Source organism: Haloplanus sp. HW8-1, assembly GCF_023703795.1.
GTDB classification, from domain to species: Archaea; Halobacteriota; Halobacteria; order Halobacteriales; family Haloferacaceae; genus Haloplanus; species Haloplanus pelagicus.
This window is the reverse complement of sequence record NZ_CP098518.1, coordinates 3505861-3515433: the sequence shown is the minus strand read 5'-3', so window position 1 is coordinate 3515433 and position 9573 is coordinate 3505861. Positions and strand designations below refer to the sequence as shown.

The following is a 9573-nucleotide window of genomic DNA, read 5'->3' as shown; positions in this document are numbered from 1 at the left end:
GGGCTCAGAGTTAGGCCGCGTGCGATCCACTCTCCACCCGGACCGGAACCGACCATGTTCACCGTCGAAAAACGGATCGGAATCGACTCCCCACCCGCCGAGGTGTTTTCGTTCCTCGACGACCCGCGAAACCACGTGAAGATCACGCCCAGTCTCGTCGACGTCTCAGACATCGAGGCGCTCCCGAACGGTGGCAAGCGAGCGAAGTATCGCTACGCGCTCGCCGGCGTCGACCTGGTGGGACAGGTCGAAGACGTCGAGCGGTCGCCCGAGAGGCGACTCGTCCAGAAACTGTCCGGAGCGATCAGCGGGACGATCAGCTACGAACTCGACGGAAGCGACGAGACCGTCCTTCGATACGAGGCCGAGTACCAACTTCCCGAGACGGTCATCGAGTCGGTACTCGCTCCGATAGCCAGGGCGTACAACGAGCGCGAGGCCGAGACGACACTCGAGAACCTGAAGACGTTTCTGGAGAACTGACGACCGTTCACTCCTCGAAGAACGTTTCGACCAACTTCCGTTTTGCCGCCTGGAGGTGCTGGTGATACGTCGACGGGACGATATCCATCGACTCCGCGAGCTGTGTCCCCTCGGCGCGCCGGGGCCACTCGAAGTAGCCGCTGACGTAGGCCTTCTTCAGCGCCGTGAGCTGGCGATCGGTGAGCTCGTTTCGCAGTTCCTCCCGGAACCGGTGGGGGGTGCCGTCGGGGGCGTCCTCGTGGTAGGCCGTGAGTTCGACGCCGTCGTACCGCTCCCGGAGCGTGTCGAGAACCCGGCTCGCGGCGCGCTCGGTCCCGACTCGGAACTCCAGCGTGAGACTCGTCGAGTCGGCGGTCATCGTCGTCACCCGACTCCCGACCTCCGAGAGGACGTCCACGAGCGGCGAGTTCGTGAGGCGGAACTGGACGACGCTCCGATCGTCCGTGGTCACGAGCGTTTCGCCGGCGAGGACGTCGTCGTGTCGGAGGGCCGTCTCGACCACCTTCTCGGGGTCGTCGTGTTCGGTGCTGACGATGGTGAGGACGCCTCGGCCTTGGTCGTCGGCGATGGTCTCCTCGTGTTCGAACCGCGCGTCGAGCGTGGCCGCGAGGTCGACGAGAAAGAGGTCGTCATCGCCGAGTTCCACGCCGATGTTGAGGACGGTGTCGGTGGTGATCGTCCGCTTGGTGAGCACGTCGTTGATCGACGTACCGATGCTCCGGCCGAGGGATTCGAGCACGATCCGCTCGCGGCCGTCGCCGAAGTTCGCCTCGCTGAGGACACACAGCGCGCCGTAGGTCGTCCCCCGATACGTCAGCGGCACGAGGACGCAGGTCCCCCCGTCCGCGTCGGCCACCAGTTCGGCGGGAGCCTCGACCGTCCGGGTCTCCTGGTCCTCGATCGCCCCCCGGAGGGCGCGGACGGCGTCACCGTCGGCCGTCAAGTCGAACGACTCTTCGACGGCGGCCGCGTCGCCATCTCCCGCCTGTTCGACGACGGTGACGCTGTCGGCGGCGGCGTCGTACCGCCCGAGCCATGCACCGACGTACTCTTCGCCCCCGCCGATCCGGGTCGTGACGAGCCGTTCGGTGTCCTCTCGGCTCTCGGCACGGACGAGCGCCTCCGTCACGTCGTTTATCAGGCCGTTTATCCGTTCGAGCAGTCGGTCGAGCGCCTCGCGTTCGGCCTTCAGTTGTTCCTGTGCGGCCTTCCGTTCGGTCACGTCCATCTGGAAGCCGACGTAATGGGTCACGTTGCCGTCCTCGTCGAAGATCGGGCTGATGTCGACCTGATTCCAGAACAGCGCCCCCTCACGGGTGTAGTTCCGGAGGACCACCCGGGTGTTCCGCTTCGCGGCGATACCCTCGGCGAGTTCCGCCACCCGGTCCGGGTCCGTCTTCGGTCCCTGGAGGAACCGGTGGTTGGCGCCGATGACCTCCTCGGGCGGGTAGCCGGTCATGTCCTCGAAGGAGTCGTTCACGTAGATCAGGGGATGATCCGGACGGTCGGCGTCCGAGATGGTGATGCCGATCGGTGCCTCGTCGAGTGCGCGCTCTTTCAGCCGGTATTCGGCCTCGACGGTGAGGTCCGAGACCGGCATCCGAACCTGGTCGCCCCGATCCGGGCGGCGGGTGTTGGTTTCGATGGCTTCGACGACGGCGTCGAGCGTGTCCGCCTCGCCGGCGGGGACGAGCGCGGTCACGTCCGCGGCGACCGCCCGGCGAGCCAGTTCGGCGTCGACCGCCACTGGCACGAGGACGACCGGCAGGTCGGCGTGTTCCCGGCGCACGGCTTCGAGAAACGCGAGGCCGTCGAAGCCGTCGGGACGGTGAGTCGTGACGACGCAGTCGATTCCGCCCTCGCCGACCCGATCGACCGCGTCGACGAAGTCCGTCACGTGGGTCACGTCGAACCGCTCGGCGGCCGCGTGAAGTTCGGCGGCGGCCGGCGTCCCGGACGGTTCGTCGCCCACGAGGAGGACGGACGCGACCGGCAGGTCGGTTTCCGTAGATTGGGTCTCCGGTGTACTCATCGTTGGGAGGTCTCGGGTGCGCTCGTCCTTAGAGATTCGGTAGCAAGGCAGCCGACAACGACTGACACGCGTCGCGCGCGGCGGCCTCGGCGGCGTGTTCGCCGCTGACGACCGCCATCGGGAGCCCGACCCCCGGGGACGTGAACGCGCCGGCGTAGTAGAGCCCGTCGACTCCCGGCGCGTGGTGGGATGGTCGCAACGGCCCGGTCTGGTCGAGCGTGTGGGCGAGACCGAGTGCGGTCCCGCCGGGCGTCCGGTAGCGATCGGCGAACGCGGAGACGCAGGCGGTGCGTTCGACGACGATCCGGTTCCGGAGGTCGGCGCCCGTCTCGGCCGCGAGGTCGGCGAGCACCGCGTCACGGAACGCCGCGACGCGGTCCGGGTCGTCGTCGAGATCCGGTGCGATGGGGACGAGGACGACGACGGCGTGGTGGCCGTCCGGAGCGGCGCCGTCGTCGGTCCGCGACGCGACCGAGAGGTAGTACGCTGGATCCTCGGGCCACGCGGGGTCGTCGAAGATCCGCTCGAAATGTCCGTCCCAGTCGGTCGGCAGGACGAGGCTGTGGTGAGCGAGCGGGTCGACGGACCCCTCGACGCCGAGATAGAGCATGAACGCCGACGGCCCGTAGGTGCGTGACTCCCAATACGCCGGGTCGCGTCCCCGATCGGCGGGCGAGAGCAGGTCACGCTCGACGTGTGCCGGGTTCGCGTTCGCGACGACGCGGTCCGCGACGTGGCTCGTCCCCCCGGCCGCGACGCGGACGCCGCTGTCGGCGGGGGCCAGCCCGGTCACGTCGGTGCCGGTTCGGTAGTCGACGCCGAGTTCGGTCCCGAGCGAGACGAGCGCCTCGACGAGGCTGTACATCCCTCCCTCGGGGTAGTAGACGCCGCCCTCGAAGTCGACGTGAGCCATCAGGTTGTACAGCGAGGGCGCGTCGTGTGGGGAACTTCCGAGGAAGACGAGCGTGTACTGCAGGAGTTGCTGGAGTTTCGGCTCGTCGAAGTAGCGCTCGACGTACGCCTGCATCGAGCCGAGGTGGGTGAGCGCGGGCGCCGCCCGGACGATGTCGGGATCGAGCAGGTCTCGGAATCGGGAGCGGTCCGTGTAGACGAACTCTTCCATCCCGATCTCGTACGTTCGCCGCGCGGTCGCGAGGTACTCGTCGAGGGCCTCCCCGGCCCCGTCCTCGTAGGATTCGAAGACTCGCCGAAGCCGATCGAGGTCGGGCGTCACGTCGATCCGGTCGCCGTCCTTGAAGAACACCCGATACTGCGGGTCCAGCCGTTCGAGCCCGTAGTAGTCGGCCGGATCGCGGCCGAACTGCCCGAAGAAGCGCTCGAACGTCTCGGGCATCAGATACCACGACGGCCCGGTGTCGAAGGTGAAGGCCTCGACGTCGAGACGGTTGGTGACGCCGCCGAGGGAGTCGTTTTTCTCTACGACCGTCACGTCCGCCCCGGCGTCGGCGAGATGGCAGGCCGCGGAGAGCCCCGCGACGCCGCCGCCGACGACGGTGGCCGTCTCGTCCGTGAGGGGTGTGCCATCGATCATGGGTCGAACCGATCGTTCGCGGGCGGTCGGAAAGCGATGCAGGGGCGGGAGTCAGGGGACATACCAGATGCCGCGCTCGCGGTCCAACCACGCACCGACGACCACGTGCGGGAGCGCGACGATGCTGATGAAGATGCTCCAGAAGGCGACGAGCCCCGGGAGGAGGCTGGCGCCGCCGAGCGGCTGTGGTGACGCCGTCCACAGCGCGGCCGCGAGGCCGAACGTCGCCAGACTCCCGACGACGAGGACCCCCCACGCCGCCAGCGTGACCCGTTCCGGGTCGTCGGCGTCGAGGGGGGCGAGGAGGCCGGACGACGCCGACGGATCGAGGGCGTCGTCGACGGCGGCGTGTCTGGCGACCTGCCGGACGGAGTACCACAGGGGGAAGTACAGTCCCACGGCGATGACCACCGGAACGGCCGCGAAGTAGGCCACGAGCAGGAGCGTCTCGCCCGCGTCGACGACCAAGGATCCGTCGCCCGTGGCCCGCCGGTATCCGAGCGCGAGGTGGGCGAGGAGCGCGACGCCGTAGCCGCCACCGAGGAGGAGGCGCCGAAACCGGAAGGTCCCGGCGACCCCCGACAGCGCACCGGGGTCGAAGACGTTCACCATGATTGTGCTGAACGCGTAGAACGTTCCCGGCCAGAACACCATCGGGACGACCATCACCGCGCCGCCGCGAACGGCCGCGGCGAGCCACCGCTGTGGCGTCGAACGGACGTGTTCGGTCCCGGAGAGCGCCGACATCGCCTGCACGTCGCCGAACCCTCCCTTCGCCACCGCGACGCTCACCGCGAGGGCGAGGCCCGCGACCGGTGCGACGAAAAAGAGGCCGGCAAAGAGGACGATCAACGCCAGATAGGCGCCGACGTACCGGCCCTGGAACGCCGCCGCCCGCCTGCGGAGGTTGTCGACGTGTTCGTACCCGCCGTGGGGGAGGTTCATCGCCACCATCCCCAGTAGATAGATCCCCGCCTGGACCCGTAGCGGAACCCGCACTCCCGCGACACGCAGGAGTGTAAAGCCCACCGCGAGTGCGAACAACGTGACACGGGAGACCGTCACCGGGATCCCCCCGACCGACCCCCGGAACGACCACGCGTTGCCGGATCGCGACTCGATGTTCATGGGACGATCGAACGTACGCTCGACCGCGAGATGAAAAGTGACCCAAACTGAATGGGTGCGGATTCGCCGCGAACGGAGGAATGCTTATCGGGCATCGAATCGTGTCCCCAGACAGTGCCGATCACCGAGTGCCAGTGCCCGCGTTGTGGCTCGGAGGTACGGATGGGTCTGCCGCGAGCGGCGACGGTGAAGTCGATCACCGCCGAGGACCGGCCCGAAGCCGGGAACCACCGGTGGAAGGTCAGGTCGATCGCCTGCCAGAACGGTCACGAGTTTTTCGTCCTGTTCGAATGGTGACCGCGGCCGTCGGAGGACACACATCAGTTCGGTACTCGGTCGATCACGACGGACGGCGGCGACGAGAGGGGACGAGGCCGCGTCCGCTCGCGTCGACGATACCCTCACTGTTTGGGATGATAGTTACTTCCGAAGAGTGACACCTATCCCATGCATGTCGGGGGCAATACAAACGATGTCGAACGTGGCACTGCAAATGGGACAGATAACGTCTCGGCCGGAGTGGATCTGGCTCGCGCTCGGGACGATACTGATGGGTCTCGGGACCCTGTACTTCCTGATTCGTGGGATGGGTGTCGAGGACCCGGGAGCCAAGAAGTTCTACGCCATCACGACGCTGATTCCGGCCATCGCGTTCACGATGTACCTCTCGATGCTACTGGGGTACGGACTGACGATGGTGCCGTTCGGTGGTGAGGAGCATCCGATCTACTGGGCGCGGTACGCCGACTGGCTGTTCACGACGCCGCTCCTGTTGCTCGATCTCGCCCTGCTCGTCGACGCCGACCAGGGCACCATCCTCGCGCTGGTCGGCGCCGACGGGATCATGATCGGCACGGGGCTCATCGGCGCGCTGACGCAAGTGTACCAGTTCCGGTTCGTCTGGTGGGCGGTCAGCACGGCGGCGATGCTGTACATCCTGTACGTGCTGTTCTTCGGCTTCACCGCGAAGGCGAAGGAGATGCGCGACGACGTCGCGTCGACGTTCAAGATCCTCCGGAATCTGACGATCGTACTCTGGTCGGCCTACCCGGTCGTGTGGTTGGTCGGCAGCGAAGGCGTCGGTGTCGTCCCGCTGAGCGTCGAGACGCTCATGTTCATGGTACTCGACGTGAGCGCGAAGGTCGGGTTCGGCCTCCTACTCCTCCGGAGCCGCGCCATCTTCGGCGACGTCGAGGCACCCGAACCGTCCGCGGGCGAAGGAACGGCGGCCACGGGCGACTGAACGCGCACAGCACGATTCGAAGCACACGGTTTTTATTGATACCGGTGGCTCACCGTCGAGACGCCGAACCGTCGAACCGATGTTAGCCAGCACCTCCGGACGCGACTACCCAGCCTCGCTGAACCGCCTCGCCGTCGTCGGCCTCGTCGTCGGCACGGCAGTGGCCATGCTCGGCCTGTTCGCGTTGCCGACGCTCGAATCGATGGGGCTCGGCTTCCGTGAGGCGTTTCTGATCGTCGGCGTCGCCGAGTTCGTCGCGGCCGTCGTCGTCGGGGCGGCGGCGTACAACCTCTACTCGGTCCCCGGGGAGTGAAGGCCCGCCGCCGCGGCAGCGTCATGCGACGGCACCGCGTGCCACGACGGATGGATGACGTGTTCGCCGGGAGTCTCGTGTCGGCACCGGTACACACGGTATGCGGCGACGCCTCGCTCCGAGCGGCCGCACGGCTGTCGATCGAACACGACATCGGCGCTGTCGCCGTGGACGACGGGACGGACCGTCTCGGCGGGTCGGTCACCGAGTCCGCCGGATCGGGGTTAGTCCGGGCGAACGGCCGCTCCGAGCGCGACGCGAGCGACGTTGCCTCCACACGCCGCGGTGCGGGAGAGGGCGGCGAGGACGCGGGAGAGCGCGTACGCTCGGGGCGGCGACCGCTCGAAGAGCGACCGATCGAGGGTGCGAATATCGGTGACGACCCTCTCCTGCCGGTCCAGCGCCGCGTACGCCCGCTCGCTCGACGGTTCGAGGACGGCCGTCGTCGCCGTCTCGACCACGTCACGTGACCGCTCCGCGAGGTCCGACACGTCGTCGACGATCTCTGCGGGGGCGGTCCCGTCGGCCCGTTCGGCGACCTCGGCGACGGCGACGGCGTGGTCCGCGACCCGCTCCAGTTGACGAGCCGTCAGGAAGTAGTCGAACAGTTCCGACCGGCCGACATCGAGGTGATCGACCTCCTCGAAGTCGGTGAGCGAGCGGTTGAAGTGACGCGTGATCATGCCGAACAGCCGGTCGGCGTCGTCGTCACGCCCCGCGACCCGGTCCGCTTCGGCCGCGTCGGGCGTCCGAAGGGTCTCGACGGCGGCACGGTGCATCGAGAGAGCGGTGAACTGGAGTTGGACGACCGACTGCTGGATCGACACCTCGTCGGCGTCGAGGAGGTTCTCGACGACGACGCTCGCCCCGTTCTCTTCGATCACCGACAGCCCTACCATCCGATCGACGAGTCGGCGGATCGTGCGGCGTTCGGCGGCAGCGAACTCGTCGGGCGATCGGAGGGTGACGGTGTCGTAGCCGACGGCGTAGGCGGCCTCCAGCGCCCGTCGAACGGTCGACGGCTCCGAGTCCGGGAGATCGACCTCCGTCGCGGTGAGGGGGTCGCCCTCCCGTGCCGCACTGCGGACGACGAGCGAGCCGTCGGTGTGGGGATAGAGGTGGATCGGCATCCCCGCCTCGAGGTGGTGTTCGGTGGCCCACTCCTTGGGGAGCGACACCGAGTACGTCGAGCCGCCGATCTTCTGTAGCTTGCGGGTCTCCATCTCAGACGAGTTCCGGGTCACTCTCGATCATGTACAGGGTACGGGCCGCGACGTTGACGGCGTGGTCGCCGACCCGTTCGAGGTCACGAACCGTGAGCAGGAGTCGCGAGACGTCGTCCATCAGTCGTTCGACGGCCCAGGAGTCGCCGGCTGCGACTTCGCGTTCGATCAGGTCTCGGACCACCCGCTCGCTCGCGGCCTGACACAGCGAGTCGAGTTCGTCGTCGCGGGCCGCCACCTCGCGACACAGCGCCGCGTCGTCGGTACGGTAGGCAGTCATGGCGTCGTCGAGCATCGCGCCGGCGAGGTCACCGATCGACGAGAGGTCGACCTGCGCGAACCGCTCGCAGTTCGCTTCGAGGGTGTACTGCGCGAGGTTGACCGCCAGATCCCCGACGCGTTCGAGATCGGTGAGGATCTTGAACGACGCGGCGACGAAGCGAAGGTCGCCAGCGACGGGTTGTTGCTGGGCGAACAGGTTGATGCACGTCGACTCCAGCGCCAGATACCGCCGGTCGATCTCGTCGTCGCCGCCGATCACCTCGCGGGCGGCCGACTCGTCGAGCGTCTCCAGAGCCGTCAGCGCCCGGTCGAGGCGGTCGGCGACGAGGTCACCCATCGAGAGCACCTCGGCGCGGAGGTCGGCGAGCGACGCCTGAAACTCGTCTCGGGGCACGGTTATCCGAACTTGCCGGTGATGTAGTCCTCGACGCGCTGGCTCTCGGGGTTCTCGAATATCTTGTCCGTCTCGTCGTACTCGACGAGTTTGCCGCCGGTGAGGAACACGGCGGTCTGGTCCGAGATGCGCGCCGCCTGCTGCATGTTGTGCGTGACGATGACGACCGTATACTCCTCGGCGAGGTCGTCGATGAGGTCCTCGATTTTCGCGGTGGCGATCGGGTCGAGCGCCGACGCCGGCTCGTCCATCAGGATGACCTCGGGGTCGACGGATAGACAGCGGGCGATGCAGAGCCGCTGTTGCTGGCCGCCGGAGAGGCCGAGGGCGTTGTCGTCGAGTCGGTCGTGGACCTCGTCCCAGAGGGCGGCCTGCTTGAGCGACCGCTCGACGAGTTCGCGTTCCTTCTCGCTGTCGTCACGGCCGAGCATCCGCGCCAACAGCCCCGTTTCGATGTCGCCGTGCTTGCGCGGCCCGTACGCAATGTTGTCCCGAATGGATTTCGGAAACGGGTTCGGCGATTGAAACACCATGCCGACCCGCTTTCGTAACTCGACCAGGTTGACGCCGTCCTGATAGATTTCGTTCCCGTCGAGCCGGACCGACCCGTCGACCCGGGCGGCGTTGATGCGGTCGTTCATCCGGTTGAGACACCGAAGATACGTCGACTTGCCACAGCCCGAGGGGCCGATGAGCGCCGTCACGCTCTTTTCTGGAATCTCCATCGAGACGCCCTTCAGCGCGTGGTCGTCGCCGTAGTGCACGTCGAGGTTCTCCGCGGCCATCTTCGCCTCGCCACGGAGGTCGTAGTCCGTCCACTCCGCTTGTGTTTCCTCGACCGTCTCGCCGCTCGTCGTCTCGAGCGGCTGGTCGCTATCTGTCGTCGTCCGTGCCTGATTCTGGGTCTGTTGTGAATCGCTCAT

At 67.4% G+C, this 9573-nt stretch carries 10 protein-coding genes; 4 read left to right on the top strand and 6 right to left on the bottom strand.

The genetic code is table 11. From position 1 onward, the window contains the following. Positions 1 to 54: 54 nt before the first annotated feature. Positions 55 to 483: an SRPBCC family protein gene (locus NBT82_RS18425; protein ID WP_251329549.1), complete on the top strand. Its 429-nt coding sequence runs from the start codon at positions 55 to 57 to the stop codon at positions 481 to 483. A 7-nt stretch (positions 484 to 490) separates the two neighbouring features. Here NBT82_RS18425 and NBT82_RS18420 read toward each other — a convergent pair whose 3' ends face one another. From NBT82_RS18420 to NBT82_RS18410, 3 genes are read right to left on the bottom strand one after another with little or no spacing between them, the layout of a single operon-like run. Next, positions 491 to 2515 carry a bacterio-opsin activator domain-containing protein gene (locus NBT82_RS18420; RefSeq protein WP_305882157.1) on the bottom strand — a complete coding sequence of 675 codons (2025 nt, stop codon included), beginning with the start codon at positions 2513 to 2515 and terminating at the stop codon, positions 491 to 493. A 28-nt stretch (positions 2516 to 2543) separates the two neighbouring features. After that, entirely contained in the window at positions 2544 to 4067 is a 1524-nt protein-coding gene (locus tag NBT82_RS18415; RefSeq protein WP_251329548.1) for a phytoene desaturase family protein, read from the bottom strand. Positions 4068 to 4118: 51 nt separating this feature from the next. After that, positions 4119 to 5195: a Brp/Blh family beta-carotene 15,15'-dioxygenase gene (locus tag NBT82_RS18410; protein ID WP_251329547.1), complete on the bottom strand. Its 1077-nt coding sequence runs from the start codon at positions 5193 to 5195 to the stop codon at positions 4119 to 4121. Between the two features lie 51 nt (positions 5196 to 5246). Between NBT82_RS18410 and brz the strand changes: the two genes are divergently transcribed. The 3 genes from brz to NBT82_RS18395 all read left to right on the top strand — a co-directional run bounded on the left by brz (position 5247) and on the right by NBT82_RS18395 (position 6751). Then, positions 5247 to 5492, top strand: coding sequence for a transcriptional regulator Brz (brz, locus tag NBT82_RS18405; RefSeq protein WP_305882156.1), 246 nt, complete (start codon positions 5247 to 5249; stop codon positions 5490 to 5492). Positions 5493 to 5667: 175 nt separating this feature from the next. After that, positions 5668 to 6438 carry a bacteriorhodopsin gene (locus NBT82_RS18400; RefSeq protein WP_345780665.1) on the top strand — a complete coding sequence of 257 codons (771 nt, stop codon included), beginning with the start codon at positions 5668 to 5670 and terminating at the stop codon, positions 6436 to 6438. 79 nt (positions 6439 to 6517) lie between these two features. Further along, a complete protein-coding gene (locus tag NBT82_RS18395; protein ID WP_251329544.1) occupies positions 6518 to 6751 on the top strand; it encodes a hypothetical protein in 234 nt (77 codons plus the stop codon). Between the two features lie 224 nt (positions 6752 to 6975). Here the strand turns inward: NBT82_RS18395 and NBT82_RS18390 are convergent, their stop codons facing one another. Genes NBT82_RS18390 through pstB form a run of 3 tightly spaced genes read right to left on the bottom strand, consistent with a single transcriptional unit; the run spans position 6976 to position 9573 of the window. After that, positions 6976 to 7974 (bottom strand): phosphate signaling complex PhoU family protein, encoded by a 999-nt coding sequence (locus NBT82_RS18390; RefSeq protein ID WP_251329543.1) that lies wholly within the window; start codon positions 7972 to 7974, stop codon positions 6976 to 6978. A 1-nt stretch (position 7975) separates the two neighbouring features. Then, positions 7976 to 8650 (bottom strand): phosphate signaling complex protein PhoU, encoded by a 675-nt coding sequence (phoU, locus tag NBT82_RS18385; RefSeq protein ID WP_251329542.1) that lies wholly within the window; start codon positions 8648 to 8650, stop codon positions 7976 to 7978. A 2-nt stretch (positions 8651 to 8652) separates the two neighbouring features. Further along, the gene (pstB, locus tag NBT82_RS18380) at positions 8653 to 9573 is read right to left on the bottom strand and encodes a phosphate ABC transporter ATP-binding protein PstB (protein WP_251329541.1); all 921 of its coding nucleotides are present in this window, start codon (positions 9571 to 9573) and stop codon (positions 8653 to 8655) included.

What these genes read in the sequence shown, in the direction of transcription:
- NBT82_RS18425 (WP_251329549.1), top strand. Translation starts at nt 55, where the DNA reads ATGTTCACCGTCGAAAAACGGATCGGAATCGACTCCCCACCCGCCGAG.
- NBT82_RS18420 (WP_305882157.1), bottom strand. Translation starts at nt 2,515, where the DNA reads ATGAGTACACCGGAGACCCAATCTACGGAAACCGACCTGCCGGTCGCG.
- NBT82_RS18415 (WP_251329548.1), bottom strand. Translation starts at nt 4,067, where the DNA reads ATGATCGATGGCACACCCCTCACGGACGAGACGGCCACCGTCGTCGGC.
- NBT82_RS18410 (WP_251329547.1), bottom strand. Translation starts at nt 5,195, where the DNA reads ATGAACATCGAGTCGCGATCCGGCAACGCGTGGTCGTTCCGGGGGTCG.
- brz (WP_305882156.1), top strand. Translation starts at nt 5,247, where the DNA reads ATGGGTGCGGATTCGCCGCGAACGGAGGAATGCTTATCGGGCATCGAA.
- NBT82_RS18400 (WP_345780665.1), top strand. Translation starts at nt 5,668, where the DNA reads ATGTCGAACGTGGCACTGCAAATGGGACAGATAACGTCTCGGCCGGAG.
- NBT82_RS18395 (WP_251329544.1), top strand. Translation starts at nt 6,518, where the DNA reads ATGTTAGCCAGCACCTCCGGACGCGACTACCCAGCCTCGCTGAACCGC.
- NBT82_RS18390 (WP_251329543.1), bottom strand. Translation starts at nt 7,974, where the DNA reads ATGGAGACCCGCAAGCTACAGAAGATCGGCGGCTCGACGTACTCGGTG.
- pstB (WP_251329541.1), bottom strand. Translation starts at nt 9,573, where the DNA reads ATGAGCGATTCACAACAGACCCAGAATCAGGCACGGACGACGACAGAT.